This is a genomic window from Kutzneria buriramensis, assembly GCF_003387475.1.
Taxonomy (GTDB): Bacteria; Actinomycetota; Actinomycetes; order Mycobacteriales; family Pseudonocardiaceae; genus Kutzneria; species Kutzneria buriramensis.
The window spans coordinates 137,174-156,107 of record NZ_QUNO01000019.1 but is presented as its reverse complement, the minus strand read 5'-3'; the positions used below and the strand labels follow the sequence as shown (position 1 = coordinate 156,107).

Here is an 18,934-nt window from a genome sequence, read left to right as displayed (position 1 = left end):
TCCGGGAGCATCGCCTTGCTCAACCGCCTTGCCGACTTCGCCGTCACGCGTCCCCGCACAGTGCTCGTCGCGGCGGCGGTGTTCCTGCTCGTCGCGGTGGTCTGCGGGTACGGCGTGGCCGATCACCTGCGGGGGCTCGGCGCGACCGATCCGGCGGCGCCCTCGTCGGCCGCCGCCCGCACTCTGGCGGCGGAGTTCCCCACCGCCGACCCGAATCTCACCCTGCTGGTGGACTGCGAGCGCGGTGTGGACGACCCGGCCTGCGCGGTCGACGGGTCCACCGTCGCCAGCCGGCTTGCCGGCGAGGAATCCATCACCGGCGTCACGTCCTACTGGACCGGCCGGCAGCCCCCGTTGCGCTCGCGCGACGGCCGGCAGGCGCTGATCACAGCCCGGATCACCGGCTCCGATCTGGCCGCGGCCGACCGCTCCGCGCAGCTCGCCGCGGCCTACGACGGCCGACACGGCAGCGCGCTCGTTCGCACCGGCGGCCCGGCGGCCGTGGCGGACCAGGCTCGACGCGCCATCAGTGACGACCTCACCCGTGCGGAGCTGATCGCACTGCCGCTCACCCTGCTGGTCCTCGTCTTCGTCTTCGGCAGTGTGGTGACGGCGTTGCTGCCGCTCGTGGTCGGCGCCATCGCCATGGTGGGCACGGGCGCCGTGCTGCGCGCCGTGAGCGCGTTCGCCGATCTGTCGGTCTTCGCCCAGGACTTGAGCGTCGCGCTCGGCCTCGGGCTGGCGATCGACTACGCGCTGTTCATCGTGCGCCGCTTCCGCGAGGAACGACCGCATCCCGACGCAATCCGCCGCGCCGTGCTGACAGCCGGCCGCACAGTGCTGTTCTCCGCCGCCACCGTCGCGGTGTCGCTCGGCGCCCTGGTGCTGTTCCCGCTGGGCTTCCTGCGGTCGTTCGCGTACGTGGGAGTGAGCGTGGTGCTGCTCGCGGCGCTGGCAGCCCTGACGGTCGTGCCGGCCGCGCTCGCCGTGCTCGGCGACCGGGTCGACGCCGGCCGCCTCGTCCGGATGTCCGAAGTGGACGGCCGCCGCTGGACACGAGTGGTCATCAGGTACGCCCCGCTCGTCGCCGCTCTGACCGCGCTCGGACTGGCGCTGTCCGCGGTGCCGTTCCGCGACGTTCGCTTCGGCTCGGTCGACGACCGGCAGCTGCCGGTGGTCGCGCCCGCCCGCGTGGTGCAGCAGAACATCCGAGACAACTTCAGCGGCAACGCCAACGGGCGGATCGACGTCCTCGCGCCGGAGTCCGCACCGGACGTGGCGGCCCGGTTGTCAGGTCTGCCCGGTGTGGTCGCGGTGACCATCACCGGTCGCGCGCAGGGCACCGCCGCCTACGCCGTGGAGTCGGCCGGCGACGCCGTCTCGCAAGCCAGCCAGGATCTCGTCCGCGCGATTCGCGGCCAGCGCGGCGACCTCGCGGTGGCCGGCCCGGCCGCGGAGCTGGTCGACGCGCAGGCGGCCGTCGGCGGCCGGCTGCCGTACGCGCTGGCGTGCATCGCCGCCGCGACCCTCCTGCTGGTGTTCCTGATGACCCGGACCGTCCTGCTGCCGGTCAAGACCGTCGTGCTCAACGCGCTGAGCCTCACGGCCACGTTCGGCGCCGTCGTCTGGGTGTTCCAGGACGGCCACCTGTCGGGCCTGCTCGGCTTCACCCCCGTCGGCGCCGTCGACACGACGCTGCCGGTCCTCATGTTCTGTCTGGCGTTCGGGCTGTCCATGGACTACGGCCTGCTCGTGCAGTCACGGATCCAGGAGGAGTACCGCCGGACCGGGGACAGCCGGGAGGCGGTGGCCGTCGGTCTGGCTCGCAGCGCCCGGGTCGTCACCGCCGCGGCGGCGATCCTCGTGATCGTGCTGGTCGCCGTCGGCACCTCGGACGTGCTCAACATGAAGATGCTGGGCCTGGGATCGGCCCTCGCGGTCGCCGTCGACGCGACCGTCGTCCGCTGCCTGCTCGTGCCGTCCGTGATGGTCCTGTTCGGACGCGTCACGTGGTGGTCCCCTTTTCCCAGGGAGAAGCGATGAACACTGTCAGCACCATGCCCCACCGGCTGCCGGTCATCGGCCACGGCCTGCCGCTGCTGCGCCGGCCGCTGCCTTTCGTGCTGTCGCTGCGCGACCGTGGCGGCATCGTCCGGATCCACCTCGGTGGGACCCCGGCGTACGTCGTCACCACGCCCGCCCTGACCCACCGCGTGCTCAGCGGAGCCGCCGGCGACTTCACCCGCGACGATGTCGCCGACGCCGTCCGGGCGTTGTGCGGACGCGCGCTGGCCACGCTCGGCGGTGCGGAGCACCGGCAGCGACGCCGCCTGCTGGCGCCCGCGCTGCGGACCGCCCGCGTTCGCCAGCACGTGCCGACCATGGCGGACCTCGCCGAGAGACGGGTCCGGTCGTGGACCGACGGGGCGCGCGTCGCCGTCGACGCCGAACTGTTCGAACTGTCGCTCACCACCTTGACGACGACCCTGCTCGGCGCCGACCTCGCCCCGGCCGTGGCGGCCGAGATCCGCCGCTCGCTGCCGGTGGCGCTGGCCGAGATCCCCCGCCGGCTGCTGCTGCCGCGTCGACTCCGGCAGCTGCCCACCCCCGCCAACCGGCGGTTCGTGGCCGCCGCCTTCCGGCTGCGGCGGGCGTTCCGCTCGGTGGTCGCACAGCGCCGCCTGGTCGGCCCCGGCGGCGACCTGGTGTCCGTCCTGCTGTTCGAGGCCGGCCTGTCCGACGAGGAAACGGTGGACGAGCTGGTCGGGCTGGTGATCGCGGGCGTGGACACGCCGGCTGCGGCCATCGGGTGGGTGTGCCACGAACTCGGCGAGAATCCCCGGCTCGAGGCGCGGGTGCACGACGAGCTGGACACGGTGCTGGGAGACGGTCCGATCACCGCTGACAGCGTCGCCGCGCTGCCCCTGACCGGTCGGGTGATCACGGAGGCGCTGCGCAAATACCCCGCCTGGATCAACCTGCTGCAGGCGGCGACCGAGGTGGACCTCGGCGCCGTGCGGCTGCCACCGGGCACCACGGTCGCCGTCAGCCCGTACCTGCTGCACCACGACCCGGCCCGCTTCCCCCGGCCCGCGGAATTCGACCCCGACCGCTCCCTCGCCGGCTCGCTGCCGTTCAGCACGGGGACGCGCCGGTGCCCGGGCGAGGGGTTCGCGCTGGTGCAGATGGCGGTGCAGGTCGCGGCCGTCGCTCGGCGGTGGCGACTGCGACCGGCCGGCCCGGTCCGACCGGCGACCAGCGGTGTCGTCGTTCACCCGGACCGGTTGACCATGACCGCGCGCCGGCGGTGATCGTCCCCGTCGGCGCGGCGGCGCGCCCGGCCCCGTCCGGCGGCGGCTACGCTCGTCCGACGGCAATCGGCTAGGGGCGACTGTGGATCCCGATCGGGAAATCGAGATCACCGAGGCGATCCGCGACCGAGCCCGGATCGAGGGCGCGACGGTGGCGGTCCGCCATGTCTGCGCCGTCGCGGCGAGGACCCTGAACGCGACGGGCGTGGGCGTGTACCTCGTCTCCGACCTCGGTCCGATCGAGCCGGTGCATGCCACCGACCCCGTCGGCAGCCGGCTGGCCGAGCTCCAGGTCGTGCTCGGCGCCGGTCCGGCCACGGTGGCCGTGGCCAAGGACCTCCCGGTGCTGGTGGCCGATCTCGACACGGCGGCCAGCCGCGAGCACTGGCCCATGTTCGCGCCCGAGGCGCTCGCCGAGGGGGTTCGGGCGGTGTTCGCCTTCCCCATCGGCGCGAACGGGGTGACGATCGGGGCGCTGGAGATCTACCGCGCCGACGCGGGGCTGCTGTCCGCGGCCGATCTCGAGGACGCGTGGCTGTTCGCCGACGCGGCCATGGCGCTGATCCTGGCCGGCGTGTCGGACGCGCCCACGGTCACCGAGTACGGCCTGTTCGCCAGCGAGTTCGGCGAGCGGTGGGCGGAGGTGCACCAGGCCACCGGCATGGTCGCCGCTCAGCTGGGGGTCGACCCCACCACGGCGTTCCTGCGGCTGCGGGCCCGGGCGTTCACCAGCGGCGAGGGGCTGTCCCGGCTGGCCGAGGACATACTGGCCGGGCGAACCCGGCTGGACGACGGCAAGGACACGGAAGGGCCATGACTCAAGGGGACAACGCAGGCGGCCCGTCGACGGCCCGCGACGGGCGGCTGGCGGCCACGTTCGTGGAGCTGGCCGACACCCTGGTCGCCGGGTTCGACATCATCGACATGCTGCACACACTGACCGAACGGTGCGTTGAGCTGCTCGACGTCACGGCTGCCGCCGTGCTGCTGCCCGACCGCCGCAGCGCACTCCAGCTCGTCGCCTCCTCCAGCGAACAGCCCCGTCTGCTCGACCTGATGCGGCTGCGCAACCAGGAGGGGCCGTTCCTGGACGCCTACCACTCAGGAGAGCCGGCCGCCAGCGCCGACCTCGCGGCGGAGGTCTTCCGGTGGCCGAGGCTGGCCGAGGCGGCCCGCGACAGCGGCTACGTCGGCACGCAGGCACTCCCCCTGCGGCTGCGCGACCAGCCGCTCGGCGTGCTGGGTCTGTTCAGCGCGGACGCCGGCGCCCTCGCCACGGACACCGTGGCCGTCGGCCAGTCGATGGCCGACATCGCCACCATCAGCATCCTGCACACCCGCGCCTTCCAACGTCGGGAGCAGGTCGCCGAGCAGCTGCACAACACGCTCAACGCCCGGATCACCATCGAGCAGGCCAAGGGCTTCCTCGCCGAGAAGCTCCGGGTGCCGGTCGGCGAGGCCTTCGCCCTGATGCGGGCGCACGCGCACGCCCACCACCTGGCGCTCACCGAGCTGGCCCGAGGTGTCCTGACGTCCCAGGTCGATCCCGCCGACCTGCGCAGCTCACCGCCGGGCGGTTGAGCACCGGCTCAGGGACTTTCGGCAGTACGCCGGCGAGCACTGCTTCTCTTCGCCGGCCACCGCGTTGCTCCTAGCGTCGAGATGCACGGAATTCGTGCCCTGACGTCGAGGAGAGCGAAGTGACCAGCAACCTGGCCGGCCGCCACATCGTGGCCGGCGTGGACGGATCCGAATCCGCGCTAGACGCCGTCCGCTGGGCGGCGGACGAGGCGGCACGGCGCCGCATGTCGCTGCGCCTCGTGCACGCCGTCGAGGTCAGCACCATCGCCTACGGGGGCGCATTCGGCCTGCCGAAGGACTTCTTCGAGGCGCTGCGGCAGTCCGGCCGCGCCTACCTCGACGCCGCCGTTTCCGCCGTCGGCAAACTGCACCCGGACCTGACGGTCACCACCGAGCTGATCGACGGCTCGCCGATCCCGGTGTTGGTGGACGCGTCCGAGCACGCGGCGATGATCGCGCTCGGCTCGCGCGGGCTGGGCGGCTTCACCGGCATTCTCACCGGGTCCACCGCGATCGCGACGATCGCCCGCGCGCACTGCCCGGTCGTGGTGGTCCGCGGCGACCGGCCCGATCCGGCCGGACCGGTGGTGGTCGGCGTCGACGGGTCGCCGACCAGTGAGAGCGCCCTGGCCTGGGCGTACGAGGAGGCGTCGTTCCGGGGCGTCGAGCTGGTCGCCGTGCACGGCTGGACCGAGTTCGCCTCGGAGAACTCCTACGCGTTCGCGCGGCAGTTCGTCGTGGACTGGGACGTCGTCGAGACCAGGCAGGACGAGCAGCTGGCCGAGCGCCTCGCCGGCTACGGGGAGAAGTTCCCGGACGTGACCGTGCGGCGGATCGTCGAGGGCGGCCGGGCCCGGCAGCTGTTGCTGGACCACGCCCGCGGCGCCCAGCTGGTGGTCGTCGGCAGCCGGGGCCGTGGCGAGCTCGGCGGCCTGCTGCTGGGCTCCACCAGCCAGGCGCTGATCCACCACGCGCCCTGCCCGGTGCTCGTCGTCCGAGCCGAGCACTGACCCGCGCCCGGCGCCGACGCGCCGAGCGCGGGCCAGCCAGCTGCGGGCGAAGTCCTTGGCCCACAGGAAAGCCCGTGACAGCGCCGCGCGTCCGTGAGCCGTCGCAGCACCGGCTGCCCCGGCTCACGGACGCGATGGCAACGGTCGGCTTCGAGCGGGCGTAACAGACCGTGCGTCGACGCTGTACGCGGTTCAGGTGATGTCGGTCGGGCGTGCCTCGTCCGTGTCGCGTGCCAGCTCGCGGTCGATGTCGGCCTCGGTGATCGGCCGGCGCACGAACGCGTTCCACGCATGCATGACCAGTCCGATACCCCAGGTGAACATCACGATCGCCGGCCAGAAGAAGCCCTGCGGTCCGACGTTCGCCCAGACAAAGAGCAGCGTGCCGTTGACGAACAGGTAGACGACCAGGTGCGGGAGGAAGCCGCGGCGGTCCTCGATGCGCTTGCGTGCGGCTTCCCTTCTGTCGTCGAGTGTCTCGGTCATGGAAGCCACCTCCTCGCCTCCAGCCTCGGCCGGTGCCGACGCCGCGCACAGGGGCGTCGGTAACCGCGTGGCAGGGACCATCGTCGCGTCAGGCCAACGCGAGCACTGAGGCGAGCAGGCGGGCCGCCGCACCGCCTTCGGTCACCGCGACGTCGACGGCCCCGGCGACGTCGAGATCGCGTGCGAGCACGTCGAGCACCCGACCCGGGTCCCCGCCCGGCCGTCCCGCCGCGGCGTAGAGGCGGTCCACCCGGTCCGCCGCGACGTCCAGCAGCCCCTCCGTGTAGTCCCAACTCCGCGCCCACGGCCGGTCCAGGATCATCATCCGCACCACGGCGGCCGGCGCGGCGGCGAGAAGGTCCTCCACCAGCACCAGATTGCCCGCGGACTTGGCCATCTTCGCGCCGTCCACGGTCACCGTGCCGACGTGCAGCCAGGCCCGTGCGTACGGCCGGACGCCGGTCACCGCCTCGGCCATCCCGCGGTGATAGGCGTGATGAGGGAAGGCGAGATCGGCCCCGCCGGCATGGAAGTCCACACCGACACCGATCACCGACATGGACATCGCGACGCACTCGGCGTGCCAGCCCGGCCGGCCGGGACCCCAGGGGGAATCCCATGCCGGGTGGCCGGCCTCGGCCGCCTGCCAGACGGCGACGTCGAACGGATCCTCCTTGGCGGGATCGTCGAGCCGGCCGCCGTATTCCGCCGCGAGCGCCGCCGCGCGGACCGGGTCCAGCCCACTGTCCTCGACGACGCGGCGGCCCCGGAAGTACACGCTGCCGCCCCGGACATAGGCGTCGCCGGTCGCCAGCAGCGCCGCCGCCAGGCGCACGACGACGTCGACGTACCGGCGCGCACGAGGCTCGTGCTCGGGCTGGCGGATGTTCAGCAGCGACATGTCGTTCTCGAACTGGAACTGCTGCACCGCCGCGAAGCGGTCGTAGTACGCCCCGACCCGGCCGGCGGCGGCGTCCAACACGTCGTCGACATCGGTGACATTGCGGCACATGACCGGCTCCACGTTCAGCGCGCGCAGGACTCGTGCCAGCGTGTCCGCCCACACGAAGGTCGCGGCGTGCCCGAGGTGGGTCACGTCGTACGGCGTGATGCCGCACGTGTAGATCCGGGCGCGGTCCACCAGCGGCACGGTCCGGCCGGCGAGCGAGATCTGCTGCGGCTCTGTCACATCCGGTAGTGTGCGCCGCCGCGGCCAGGGTGCGAGAAGGGTCCTTCGACCGCGCGGGTCCGGTGACATCGGCTCTGGGGAACGCGGTCCGCCCGGCCGACCATCGAGTCATGAGCGACACGCCGGTTCGGCTCGAGGCACGCCTGGACGAACACCTCAGTCCGGGACTGTGGCTGGTGAAATGGCTGCTGGCGATCCCGCACGTGATCGTGCTGTTCTTCCTGTGGATCGCGTTCGTCGTGGTGACGGTGGTCGCCTTCGTGGCGATCCTGGCCACCGGCCGGTATCCCCGGCCCCTGTTCGACTTCACCGTGGGGGTGCTGCGCTGGAGCTGGCGGGTCGGCTACTACGCCTACGGCGGGCTGGGCACCGACCGGTACCCGCCGTTCAGCCTCGGCGAGGACCCGGACTACCCGGCGACGCTGGACATCGCCTACCCGGAGCACCTGTCGCGCGGGCTGGTCCTCGTGAAGTGGTGGCTGCTGGCCATCCCGCACTATGTCGTGATCAGCTTCTTCGTCGGCGGCGGAGCGCAGGGCACGCACTGGAACGCCGGCCTGATCCTCGTGCTGACCGTGGTCGCGGGCGTCGTGCTGCTGTTCACCGGCCGGTACCCCGAGCGCGTGTTCGACCTGGTGGTCGGACTGCAACGCTGGGTGTTCCGGGTGACCGCGTACGCCGCGCTGATGACGGACGCCTACCCGCCGTTCCGGCTCGACCAGGGCGGCACCGAGCCATTGGGGGGAACTGCGCCATGAGCAGGATCGCTGCCACCCAACCGATTCCGGCGCTGGAGAACGCGACGCGGCTTGCGACCGAATGGGTCCGCGACGTCGTCGACGTGTTCGACACCGACGACACACCGTTCGCCTACCGTGTGCTGCGGGTCTGGCTGCACGCCCTGCGGGACCGGCTGACCGTGCCCACCGCGGCGACAGCGAGCCGCGGCTTGGGCATCGCCGCCATGGCACACAGCCGGTCGACGACGGCGTGCAGGCCGGGCGCCTCCTCGGGGCCGACGACACGGGCCCGCATGGCGTCCAGGGCGATCCGGTCGGAGAACCAGAACTGCGCGGCCAGCAGCCCGCCGGCGATGAGCACGACCGCCACCACGGACTTGATCAACACAAGCAGCGCAGCCACGAACGCGACGTAGGCCAACCCCAGCAGGAACATGGTCAGCAGCATCCGCGCGGTGAGCTGGTGGTCCGGGCGGAACCGGGTCGGCGCGGTGGTCACGGTCCGACTGTCCCGCACCGGCGGCGCGAACCGGCAGAGCCGAACGCACCGCCGCATGGGCCGGAGGTCCCGTCGGCCGCCGGTCGCGGTGGGGTCCTTGTGCCCCAACGGCAGCGTCCACCGGCACTACCAGGGACCGGCGTCGTGGCGTGATGGTGAAGACGTGAGCGAGAAAAGGGTGACGGTCGGGACCGACGGTTCCCGCTGGGGCGAAACCGCGCTTCACTGGGCGGCCCGTCATGCCTGGAACCGCGGCGACGAGCTACTGGTGCTGCGTGGCGCGCACGGCGGGTCCACGCGGCCGATCACCCGCGATTTCCCGCTGCTGCCCGTGCGCATCCGGACCACCGTCGGCAACCCTCTGGCCGCATTCGCCGAATCCAGCTGGGAGTCCGAACTCCTGGTGCTCGGCTGCCGCGGCGAGCGGCACCGCCACCCGGGGCTCGGCGACCTGGTCGTGCCGGCGGTGCTGACCGCGCACTGCGACATCGTCATCGTGCGGGGTTCCGACGACGCGGTGGACGGGCGGCACAGGCGGGTCACCGCCATGGTCGGCGGCAGCCCGGACGATCCCCTCGTCGTCGCGCACGCCGTCGACAAGGCGCTCGCGCTTCGCGCGCAGCTGATGGTGCTGCACGCCGTCCCGGACCCGCTGACCCACCACCCGGTGTCACGGCAACACGACACGGACGAGATCCTGGTCGCCGCCGAGAAGGTGGTGGCTGGTCTGGCCCGCTACCCGGCGACGTTCATCGAACCGGTCCGCGCGCACCCGCACGAAGTCGTGGCCTCGCGCACCGATACCGACCTGCTGGTCGTGGGCCGCGGCCGGAGCGGGGCGGTGATGAGGTCGGCGCTGCACCTCGCGCCGTGTCCGGTGATGGTCGTGCACGACCCCACCCCGCCCGTCCGCACCGCGCCCAGCGGCCACCGCGCCACGTGGACACCGTGCCTGCCATGGCCGCGCGACAACCGCTCTCCCCTCACCCCGGCGACAACTGGAGGTATTTGATGGCAAGGCTCAACGTGGTTCTGCTCGCCGGTTGTGGGGTACTCGCCGCGTGCGCCACGACCAGCACTGTGGCGACGCCGTCGACGACCGCCTCGACCGTGGCCACCAGCACGACAGCTGCGGCGGCGCCGTGCCGCACCGAGTCCCTGCGGGTGTCCCTCGGACAGGGCGAAGGCGCCGCCGGCCACCACTACGTGCCGATCGTCTTCACCAACGCGGGGCCCGCCTGCACGATCACCGGCTTTCCCGGCGTGTCCTACTACGCGGGGGCCGACCAGCACCAGGTCGGCGACGCGGCCGCCCGTGAGCCCGGCGCGCCCACCGCGATCGTGCTGGGCCCCGACAGTTCCGCGTACGCCTGGCTCAACCAGGTCAACGTGGACAACTACGACCCGGCGGTGTGCCAGCCGGTCGCCGCGACCGGACTGCGGGTGTACCCGCCGGACAACACCGCCTTCGTTCTGCTGCCCGAACCGAACGCGCGGGGATGCACCCGCCCGATGGATGGCCAGCAGCTGACCGTGCGCGCCGTCCAAGGGGGCAGCAGCCCGCACTGATCCGGAGGAGAAACCATGCTGCACGCCAGGAAGTGGCACATCGAGATCTACATCGACGAGCACGACGACCGCACCCGCGCCGAGGCGCGGCTGACGACACAGGACGCCGCGGTGACCATCGGCCGTGGTTACGCCCGGCGGAATCCGCACGACCTCGACGTGCCGGAGATCGGCGACGAGCTCGCCGTCGCGCGGGCGCTGGCCGATCTGAGCCACCAGCTGGTCGACGCCGCCGTCCAGGACGTCGAGGCCATCACGCACCGGCCGGCGCATTTCGCCGAGTGAGTCCTGGAGGTCGGCGATGAAGGGCACGATCCCTTGTGGACGGTGGGCCGGCATCCCCATCGGAATTCACTGGTCGGCGCTGGCCGCCGTCGCGCTCATCGCCTACATGGTGGCGTTCAGCGTGCTGCCCGGGCTGACCCCCGGCTTGTCGGCCGCCGCGTACTGGATGGCCGGCACGGCAGCGGCGGTGCTGCTGATGGTGTCGTTGCTGGCGCACGAGTTGGCCCACACCGCGACCGCGCTGCGGTCGGGCATGCGGGTTCGTGCCATGACGCTCTGGCTGCTGGGCGGGCAGACGGAGCTCGATGGTGATGCGCCCAACCCCCGCACCGAGCTGCGCATCGCGCTCGCCGGCCCGCTGGCCAGCGCCGCCGTCGGCGGCGTCTTCGCCGGACTGACCTCGCTGGCCGGCTACGCTGGCTGGCCGCCAGTCGTCCGGGCCTGCCTGGCGTGGCTGGCGCTGGTCAACCTGATCCTGGCAGCGTTCAACCTGCTGCCGGCGGTCCCGATGGACGGCGGCCGCGTGCTGCACGCGCTGCTGTGGCGGCGTCGCAGCACGGACCGTGCCACCGCGATCACCGCGCTGGTCGGCCGCCTGATCGGATCCCTGTTCATCGGCTTCGGCGTCGTCATCCTGTTCGGCGGCGACCTCGTGGACGGCATGTGGCTCGGCCTGCTCGGCTGGTTCCTGCTGGCGGCCGCGGCCGGCGAAGAGGTCAACGCCGTACGCCGCAACCAGTTCTCCCAGGTCTTCGTCCGCGACGTGATGGCCCCGGCCGACACCATCGCGCCGGCGTGGTTCACCGTCGACACCTTCCTCGAACAGGTGGCGTCGGCCGCACACCGCCGGGTGTTCGCGGTCATCGACTTCTCCGGCCAGCCGTTCGGCGTGCTGAGCCTGGCCATGCTCACCAGCGTGCCGGTCGAGCGCCTGCGCACGGCACGTGTCGCCGACGTCTGTCGCAAGCTGGCGGACACGGTCGTCGTGGCGCCGGACAGCACGCTCGCGGACCTGCTCGCCGCCCTCCAGCGGCGCGGCGGTGCGGTCGGCCCGGCACTGGTCATCGACAACGGCACGATGGTCGGCACGATCGGCGACGACGACATCGCCAGGGCCGTGGAGCTCGCGCTGCTGCGGCAGTCCTCAGGCGCCGCCGCCGTCGCGGTGCGCCCGTGACCGCGCCAGCAGCGCGAGCACCTCGTCGTCCGTGGTCGGCCGGAAGTCCTCGTACCACTGGCCGACCGCGCCGAACTCCTCGGGACACAGCGGGCACACCAGCTCGTCCACCGCCGGCCGCAGCGCGGCCAGCGCGTCGACCGAGGCGACCGGCACGGCGAGCACGATCCGCACGGCGCCGAGAGTCCGGGCGACCTGACAGGCCGCGCGTGCGGTCGATCCGGTGGCCATGCCGTCGTCGACGACGACCGCCTCGCGGCCGGTCAGGTCGAGACGGGGCACCGTTTGGCGATACCGCCGCACGCGGCGTGCCATGGCGGCGTGCTCCTTCGCCAGCACGGCCTCGAACTCGCTGTCCGTCACGTGCGCCAATCGGCGGAACGGCTCGTCGACCACCTCCGCGCCGCCCTCGCCGATCGCGCCCATCGCGACCTCGGGCCGGCCGGGCACGCCCAGTTTCCGCACGACGATGACGTCCAGCGCAAGGTTCATCCCGGCGGCGACCTCGTACGCCACGGGCACGCCGCCGCGGGGCAGACCCAGCACCGTCGCCTCGCCCACACCCACCAGCTCGTTCGCGAGCCGGCGACCGGCCTCCCGCCGGTTCGCATAGCGCACGTGCCGCTCAGCCACGCCGACCAGTCCACCGCCGTCCGGTGGCGGCGGCAACCGCACGAAAGGAGCCAGTCATGCTCGCCGAACGCGTTGTCGTCCTCGGCGGCGGATTCGCCGGCCTGGAGACGGCGTTCCAGCTCGCCGCGATGGTGAAGCCGAGCCGGCTGCACCTGACCGTCGTCTCGGACCGCGACCGCTTCCTGTATCGGCCGGGCCTGGTGGCGCTGCCCTTCGGCGCGGCCGAGGCGCCGCTGCACGTGCCGCTGAGCCAGGCGCTGGACCTGCACGGCATCAAGCGCCGCCTGGCCTGTGTGGAGAACATCGACACCGACCGGCGGGTCGTGCACACGAACCGGCTGGCGCCGGTCCACTACGACCATCTGGTCATCGCGACCGGAGCGCAGGCGCACCCGCACCGTGTTCCCGGACTGGCCGAGCATGCCGTGGCGATCTCCTCCCCCGGCCAGCTGCACCAGCTCGGCGAGCGGTTCCAGTGGGTCGCGCACAACGCCGGCCATGGCCGCCCGCAGCAGGTGTTGTTCGTCGTGCCGCCGAACACGGCGTGGCCCGGTCCGGCCTACGAGATCGCCCTCATGCTGGACACCTGGCTGCGTCGGCGCGAGGTGCGCCACCAGGTCGGGATCACCTTCGCCACCGCGGAGCGGACCTTCGGCGAGCACCTCGGCGAGGGCCTGCACCACATCCTGGCCGGCGAATTCGCCACCCGGGGCATCGCCGGCCGGACGGGCCTGGCCGTCACCGAGATCGCCGAGGTGCACACGGGCTTCGACGACGGGACGAAGGTCCAGCACGACCTCGTCGTGGGGGTGCCGCCGGTGGCCGCGGCGATGTGGCACGACGGGATGCCGGCCGACGGCCGGGGCTTCCTCACCTGCCGCCCCGCCGACCGGTCCGTCCTCGGACAGGATGGCGTCTATGCGCCCGGCGACGCCGGCGACTTCCCGGTCAAGCAGGCGTTCCTGGCGGTGACGCAGGCCAGGGCCGTGGCGACGGCGATCGCCAGCCGGATCCTCGGCCGCCCGGCCGGGACCGAGTACGAGCCGACGGCGCTGTGCGTGCTGGACACCGTGGACAAGGGCATCCTCGTCGAGGCCCCGCTCACCGCCGAGGGACTGGTCCGCGTCGACCACGACCACGTGCTGACCGGACCCGCCTGGCGGGCGGTCAAGCACGCCATCGGCCGGTACGTGCCGATGCGCTACCGGCACGGCCGGCCCGCGCTGCCGCGAACCGGCGACGGGCTGCTCACCGCGGCTCGGCGGCTACTTGGCCCGATAGGCCGATAGTCCCCGGCCCGGACGGGCCCGTCGGCGCGCGGAGAGGAGCCCACGGGCCGTGTCGGCGGTCACGCTCCCGGCGTGAGACTTCCTTCAGGTTCAGGGAAACTTCGGAGGCGGCCATGTCGACGACGACGCAGCGGGTGATCGACGACCGGCGATACGCGGACCTGCGGGACCGGCGGCTCGCGGCGGCGCTGGCCGCCGAGGACGCCGCCGAGACCGACGGGCTGGACCCGTTGGAGCGCATGACGTGCGGCCTGCACCGCAAGTGGATCCACCGCTGCGTGCACTCGCCCATGCACGTCATCCCGGTCACCGGGCATCGCTGGTGCCGCGACTGCTCGACCGCCGCCGACGTCATGATCGACGAGCTGACCGGCGAGATCCGGGTGACCTGCCCGGGCTGCCGCCGGACGCCGAATCCCCGCGCCACCAAGCAGATCGTCCGCACCTGCCGCGCGAGCCTGTCGGCGGCATCGGCCTGACCTCGTCGAGAACCGTAGTGGGGTGATGACATGAACAAGCACTGGTGGCTCGCCGCCGTTGCCGTCGTGGTGCTGGTCGGGACGGCGATCGTCATCGGCGCGCAGTTGCCGTCCGACACCGCCGCGCCTCCCTCGCACCCGCCGACGGCGACCACGACGAACGCGGCCACCGTCAGCAGAACGACACCCGTTCCGGCGGCGAAGTACCAACTGCTGTGGCCGTTCGCGGACGAGCGGCAGGCGGCCGCGTGGCAGGCCGGCTACCGGGCCGGCGGTCACCAGCCCTGGCACCTCGACGCCGACCTGACGGCCCAGTCGTTCACTCAGGGCTACCTCCGCTACGGCACGCTCGACCAGGTCACCAGCGTGTCCGTGGTCGGCACGGACGCCCGCGTCGGCGTCGGGTACAAGCGGCCCGACGGCAGCACCGCCACCGCCGCGGTGATCCATCTGGTCAAGATCAGCAGCGGCACGGACGCCCCCTGGGAGGTCGTCGGCACCGACGACACTGCGGAGCTGACTCTCACCACGCCCGCCTACGGTGCGATCGCCAGCCCGCCGGTGACGGTCGGCGGCCGGATCACCGGCGTCGACGAGAGCCTGCGGATCCAGGTGCTCCGCCTGGCCGACGAGAACGCCATCGGGCAGGCCGGCGGTATCCCGGCCGGTGGTCAGAACGCGCCGTGGACCGCGCAGGTGTCGTTCACCGCGCCGGCGGACAGCACGCTCACCATCGCCGTGTCGACCGGCGGGCACGTCAACGACGTCGAGCGCTTCGCCGTCACGGGTGTTCGCTCACTGAACGCGATCCACGGATGACCGCTCGGCCCGCCAGGCCGACGGCGAACATCACCACGCCGGCGAGCACCGACTGCCAGGGCAGGGCGGCCACGAGGACCACACAGCCGGCGGCCCCGAGCACGTTGAGCCAGCGGGGCCACCGACGCTGATCGGGCGGCTGTGTGAAGGCACTGGCATTGGCGATGGCGTAGTAGATCAACACCCCGAAGGACGAGAAGCCGATGACTCCGCGCAGGTCGACGGTCGCGGCGGCGACGCTGACCACGACCGCCAGGGCCATCTCGGCGTGGTGCGGGACCTGGTAGCGGTGGTGGACGGCGGCCAGCCAGCCCGGCAGGTCGCGGTGGCGGGCCATGGCCAGGCTGGTACGGCCGATGCCCGCGATCAAGGCCAGCAGCGCGCCGAGCGAGGCCAGAGCCGCGCCGACGCGGACCACCGGATCCAGGCCGCCGGCCCCGGCCGCCTCGACCGCGGTGGCCAGCGGCGCGGTCGCGGCGGCGAGCCGCTCCGGGCCGGCCGCGAGCAGGGCGCTGACGCCGACCACCACGTACACGGCGACGGCGACGAACAGGGCGATCGGGATGGCGCGGGGAATCGTGTGCCGCGGGTCGCGGACCTCCTCGCCCATGGTGGCGATGCGGGCGTAGCCGGCGAAGGCGAAGAACAGCAGGCCGGCGGCCTGGAGGATGCCGTAGACGCCGCCGGTTCCCCAGCCGACGAGGTTGGCCTCGGTGGCCCGCCCGCCGACGAAGATCCCGATCACCACGACCGCCAGTGCAACCAGGCTGGTCGTGACCAGGATCCGGGTGAGCAGCGCGGTCCTGGTGACACCGCGGTAGTTGAGCGCCGCCAGTCCGAGCACGGCGACCACCGCGACCACCCGCTGCGCCCACCAGGGGCCGGGTACGGCATAGGAGGCGAAGGTGAGGGCCATCGCCGCGCACGAGGCGGTCTTGCCGACCACGAATCCCCAGCCGGCGGTGAACCCCCACCACTCGCCGAGCCGCTCCCGGCCGTAGATGTACGTGCCGCCGGACGTCGGGTACGCCGCCGCGAGCTGCGCCGACGCCGTGGCGTTGCAGTAGGCGATCACCGCGGCGATGGCCAACCCGATCAGCAGGCCGGTGCCGGCGGCACGGGCGGCCGGGCCGAACGCGGCGAAGACGCCGGCTCCGATCATCGACCCCAGCCCGATGACAACGGCGTCGCCCGTGCCCAGCCGCCGCGCGAGTGCTCCCTGGCTCACGCCGTCATCGAACCATGTCAGGTCGGCTCGGGCCGCATCTCGATCGCGCCACAGGGGCACTCCGACACGCAGATCCCGCACCCCTTGCAGTAGTCGTAGTCGATCTCGTAGCGCCGGCCGGGGCCGAGCTTGATGACGGCGTTGTCGGGGCAGACGCCGTAGCAGTTGTCGCACTCGAAGCAGTTGCCGCAGGACAGGCAGCGGCGGGCCTCGAACAGCGCGGTCGACTCGTCCAGGCCGCCGGTCACCTCGTCGAAGGTGGAGACGCGGCGGGCGGCCTCCAGCTGCGGCCGCACTGTGGCGTGGGCGTCGGAGTAGTACCAGGTGTTGAGCTTGTCGTAACTCGCGAGCTTCGGCGGTTCCGGTGCGCGGTGGTCGCCGTGGCGGAGCCAGGAGTCGATCTGCCGGGCGGCGTTCCTGCCGTGCCCGATGGCGATCGTCACGGTTCGTTCGGACGGCACCATGTCGCCGCCGGCGAAGATGCCGGGATGCCCGGTCATCAGGTTGGGCCCGACGCGGACAACGCCGTCCTCGGTCTCGATGCCGGAAACGCCGTCCAGCAGCGCGAGGTCTGCCTCCTGCCCGAGCGCGAGCACGACGGTGTCGGCGGTGAGTTCCTCGAACTCACCGGTCGGCTGCGGGAAGCCCCTGTCGTCCAGGCGCATCTTCTCCACGGTGATCGTGTCGCCGTCGGCCCGTTTGATGGTGGACAGCCACTTCATGGTGACGCCCTCGTCGGTGGCCTCGGTGACCTCGATGTCGTGCGCGGGCATCCGGTCGCGGGTGCGCCGGTAGACGACGAGCGCGTCGGTCGCGCCGAGCCGTTTGGCCGTGCGGGCGGCGTCCATGGCGGTGTTGCCGCCGCCGTAGACGACGACCCGGCGGCCGAGCATGGGCGGCTGCGCGTCCTCCATGTCGTGCAGGAGGGACACGGCGTCCAGGATGTGCGCCGAGTCGCCGGCGGGGATGTAGGCGCGCTTGGCGATGTGGGCGCCGACGGCGAGGAACACGGCGTCGAACTCGGCCAGCGCCGCCACGACATCGGTGACGGGGCAACGGCGTTCCAGCGTCACGCCCATCGCCAGGATGCGGTCGATCTCGGCGTCCAGCACCTCGCGGGGCAGGCGGTAGCGGGGAATGCCGTAGCGCATCATGCCGCCGGGGGCGTCGCCGGCATCGCGAATCGTCACGTCATGGCCGAGCAGCCGCAGGTGATAGGCCGCCGAGAGACCGGCCGGGCCGGCGCCGACGATCAGCACCCGCTTGCCGGTCGGCGACACCGTCACCGGCACGGTCCAGCCGCTGCGAATGGCCTCGTCGCCGAGGAAGCGCTCCACGGAGTTGATGCCCACGGACTCGTCGAGCTGCCCGCGGTTGCAGGCGGTCTCACACGGCCGGTAACACACGCGGCCCATCACGGCCGGGAACGGGTTGTCGGCCATGATCTGCCGGCACGCGGCCTCGTAGCCGCCGCCCTCGGCGTGGTAGAGCCACTGCTGGATGTTCTCGCCGGCCGGACACGCCTGGTTGCACGGCGGCAGCAGGTCCAGGTAGACCGGGCGCTCGGTCCGCCACGCGCCGGTCTTGTTGGCCAGGCTGGACCCGACGTCCAGGGTGATCGCGAACGGCTTCTCGCGGTCCATCACGCCTCCTCGAGCAGGCCGTAGCGGCGGATGTTGCGGTCGGCGATCTCCTGGAGGCGCGCCACCGTCCCGGGGCTGCCGTACTCGCCGAACAGGTGGGCGTAGCGGCTCTGGAGCCGCAGGTAGTCCTCGACCGGCACGCGGTGGCGGATCTTCGACACGTCGGTGATCTCGCCGCGTTCGGCCTCGAACACCGGGAACAAGCCGCTTTCCTTGGCCAGCCGGGCGATTCGCACGGTGTCGCAGGAGGCGCTGCCCCAGCCGAGCGGACATGGCACGAGGATGTGCAGGTACCGGGCGCCGTGGAACTCCATCGCCCGAGTCACCTTGTACTCCAGGTCCCGAAGGTCGGCGACGGTGGCCGTTGCCACGTAAGGGATCTCGTGCGCCATCGCGATCGCCGGCACGTTCTTGCCCTGCCCGAAGACGTTTCCCGGCTCCGGACCGACGGCCGGGGTGGTCGTGGTCCGCGCGGCGGGCGGCGTCGCGCCGGAGCGCTGCACGCCGGTGTTCATGTAGGCCTCGTTATCGTAGCAGATGAACAGCACGTCGTCGTTGCGCTCGAACATGCCCGACAGGCAGGCGAATCCGATGTCGACGGTGCCGCCGTCGCCGCCCTGGCCGACCACCCGGACGTCGTCGCGCCCCTTGGCCTTCAGGCCGGCGGCGACGCCGGTGGCGACGGCAGGTGCGTTACCGAACAGCGAGTGCAGCCAAGGAATCCGCCACGATGTCTCCGGATACGGCGTGGAGAACACCTCAAGGCAGCCGGTGGAGTTGACGGCGACCATCTGGTTGCCGGTGGCGCGCATCGCGGCGTCGAGCGCGTAGCGGGCGCCCAGCGCCTCGCCGCAGCCCTGACACGCGCGGTGCCCACAGTTCAACGAGTTCGTCCGGTCGGCCCGAGCCTGCACGGACCGCCGATCTGGGGCCAGCAGGCGGTTCCCGACGACGAAACTTCCGGTTTGGTAGAACTTGATCGGCTGGACCGGCACG

The 18,934-nt window shown here is 72.4% G+C and carries 19 protein-coding genes and 1 pseudogene; 13 read left to right on the top strand and 7 right to left on the bottom strand.

Annotation, left to right across the window (positions count from 1 at the left end):
- Window positions 1–15: 15 nt before the first annotated feature.
- The 5 genes from BCF44_RS42945 to BCF44_RS42925 all read left to right on the top strand — a co-directional run bounded on the left by BCF44_RS42945 (window position 16) and on the right by BCF44_RS42925 (window position 5,902).
- Complete coding sequence (locus BCF44_RS42945) at window positions 16–2,043, top strand: MMPL family transporter (RefSeq protein ID WP_147328855.1); 2,028 nt, start codon at window positions 16–18, stop codon at window positions 2,041–2,043.
- Window positions 2,040–3,311, top strand: coding sequence for a cytochrome P450 (locus tag BCF44_RS42940; RefSeq protein ID WP_116180259.1), 1,272 nt, complete (start codon window positions 2,040–2,042; stop codon window positions 3,309–3,311). Before BCF44_RS42945 ends, BCF44_RS42940 begins: the two co-directional genes overlap by 4 nt.
- 82 nt (window positions 3,312–3,393) lie before the next feature.
- Window positions 3,394–4,128: a GAF and ANTAR domain-containing protein gene (locus tag BCF44_RS42935; RefSeq protein ID WP_116180258.1), complete on the top strand. Its 735-nt coding sequence runs from the start codon at window positions 3,394–3,396 to the stop codon at window positions 4,126–4,128.
- A complete protein-coding gene (locus BCF44_RS42930; RefSeq protein ID WP_116180257.1) occupies window positions 4,125–4,892 on the top strand; it encodes a GAF and ANTAR domain-containing protein in 768 nt (255 codons plus the stop codon). The genes BCF44_RS42935 and BCF44_RS42930 overlap by 4 nt, the downstream gene beginning before the upstream one ends.
- 119 nt (window positions 4,893–5,011) lie before the next feature.
- Window positions 5,012–5,902, top strand: coding sequence for a universal stress protein (locus BCF44_RS42925; RefSeq protein WP_246016141.1), 891 nt, complete (start codon window positions 5,012–5,014; stop codon window positions 5,900–5,902).
- A gap of 192 nt (window positions 5,903–6,094) precedes the next feature.
- On the opposite strand, the gene BCF44_RS42920 is transcribed toward BCF44_RS42925, so the two are convergent.
- Together BCF44_RS42920 and BCF44_RS42915 are read right to left on the bottom strand one after the other, a co-directional pair.
- Entirely contained in the window at window positions 6,095–6,388 is a 294-nt protein-coding gene (locus BCF44_RS42920) for a 2TM domain-containing protein (protein ID WP_170218059.1), read from the bottom strand.
- Window positions 6,389–6,476: 88 nt separating this feature from the next.
- A complete protein-coding gene (locus tag BCF44_RS42915) occupies window positions 6,477–7,577 on the bottom strand; it encodes a cysteine--tRNA ligase (protein WP_246016140.1) in 1,101 nt (366 codons plus the stop codon).
- A 110-nt stretch (window positions 7,578–7,687) separates the two neighbouring features.
- Between BCF44_RS42915 and BCF44_RS42910 the strand changes: the two are divergent.
- Window positions 7,688–8,314, top strand: a pseudogene (locus tag BCF44_RS42910) (DUF4389 domain-containing protein); the annotation flags it as partial.
- A gap of 133 nt (window positions 8,315–8,447) precedes the next feature.
- Here the strand turns inward: BCF44_RS42910 and BCF44_RS42905 are convergent.
- Complete coding sequence (locus BCF44_RS42905) at window positions 8,448–8,816, bottom strand: M48 family metallopeptidase (RefSeq protein WP_246016139.1); 369 nt, start codon at window positions 8,814–8,816, stop codon at window positions 8,448–8,450.
- A gap of 163 nt (window positions 8,817–8,979) precedes the next feature.
- Between BCF44_RS42905 and BCF44_RS42900 the strand changes: the two genes are divergently transcribed.
- Genes BCF44_RS42900 through BCF44_RS42885 form a run of 4 tightly spaced genes read left to right on the top strand, consistent with a single transcriptional unit; the run spans window position 8,980 to window position 11,847 of the window.
- Window positions 8,980–9,828, top strand: a complete 849-nt coding sequence (locus BCF44_RS42900) for a universal stress protein (RefSeq protein ID WP_170218058.1) — start codon at window positions 8,980–8,982, stop codon at window positions 9,826–9,828.
- Entirely contained in the window at window positions 9,828–10,385 is a 558-nt protein-coding gene (locus BCF44_RS42895) for a DUF4232 domain-containing protein (RefSeq protein ID WP_170218057.1), read from the top strand. The genes BCF44_RS42900 and BCF44_RS42895 overlap by 1 nt, the downstream gene beginning before the upstream one ends.
- A gap of 15 nt (window positions 10,386–10,400) precedes the next feature.
- Window positions 10,401–10,670 (top strand): DUF1876 domain-containing protein, encoded by a 270-nt coding sequence (locus BCF44_RS42890; protein WP_116180251.1) that lies wholly within the window; start codon window positions 10,401–10,403, stop codon window positions 10,668–10,670.
- Between the two features lie 16 nt (window positions 10,671–10,686).
- On the top strand, window positions 10,687–11,847 hold the full coding sequence (locus BCF44_RS42885; protein WP_116180250.1) for a site-2 protease family protein: 1,161 nt from the start codon (window positions 10,687–10,689) through the stop codon (window positions 11,845–11,847).
- Here BCF44_RS42885 and BCF44_RS42880 read toward each other — a convergent pair.
- Window positions 11,815–12,480 carry a phosphoribosyltransferase gene (locus BCF44_RS42880; protein WP_246016138.1) on the bottom strand — a complete coding sequence of 222 codons (666 nt, stop codon included), beginning with the start codon at window positions 12,478–12,480 and terminating at the stop codon, window positions 11,815–11,817. The genes BCF44_RS42885 and BCF44_RS42880 overlap by 33 nt on opposite strands.
- 56 nt (window positions 12,481–12,536) lie before the next feature.
- On the opposite strand from BCF44_RS42880, the gene BCF44_RS42875 reads away from it, so the two are divergent.
- From BCF44_RS42875 to BCF44_RS42865, 3 genes are all read left to right on the top strand, one after another.
- On the top strand, window positions 12,537–13,769 hold the full coding sequence (locus tag BCF44_RS42875) for an NAD(P)/FAD-dependent oxidoreductase (protein WP_116180249.1): 1,233 nt from the start codon (window positions 12,537–12,539) through the stop codon (window positions 13,767–13,769).
- A gap of 113 nt (window positions 13,770–13,882) precedes the next feature.
- A complete protein-coding gene (locus tag BCF44_RS42870; protein ID WP_116180248.1) occupies window positions 13,883–14,248 on the top strand; it encodes a hypothetical protein in 366 nt (121 codons plus the stop codon).
- Between the two features lie 30 nt (window positions 14,249–14,278).
- Entirely contained in the window at window positions 14,279–15,067 is a 789-nt protein-coding gene (locus tag BCF44_RS42865) for a hypothetical protein (RefSeq protein WP_211353486.1), read from the top strand.
- On the opposite strand, the gene BCF44_RS42860 is transcribed toward BCF44_RS42865, so the two are convergent.
- Genes BCF44_RS42860 through BCF44_RS42850 form a run of 3 tightly spaced genes read right to left on the bottom strand, consistent with a single transcriptional unit; the run spans window position 15,030 to window position 18,933 of the window.
- Window positions 15,030–16,295: an APC family permease gene (locus BCF44_RS42860; protein ID WP_116180344.1), complete on the bottom strand. Its 1,266-nt coding sequence runs from the start codon at window positions 16,293–16,295 to the stop codon at window positions 15,030–15,032. The two genes, BCF44_RS42865 and BCF44_RS42860, sit on opposite strands and share 38 nt — an antisense overlap.
- 17 nt (window positions 16,296–16,312) lie before the next feature.
- On the bottom strand, window positions 16,313–17,938 hold the full coding sequence (locus tag BCF44_RS42855) for an NAD(P)-binding protein (protein WP_116180247.1): 1,626 nt from the start codon (window positions 17,936–17,938) through the stop codon (window positions 16,313–16,315).
- A complete protein-coding gene (locus BCF44_RS42850; protein ID WP_116180246.1) occupies window positions 17,938–18,933 on the bottom strand; it encodes a thiamine pyrophosphate-dependent enzyme in 996 nt (331 codons plus the stop codon). The genes BCF44_RS42855 and BCF44_RS42850 overlap by 1 nt, the downstream gene beginning before the upstream one ends.
- Window position 18,934 lies beyond the last annotated feature (1 nt).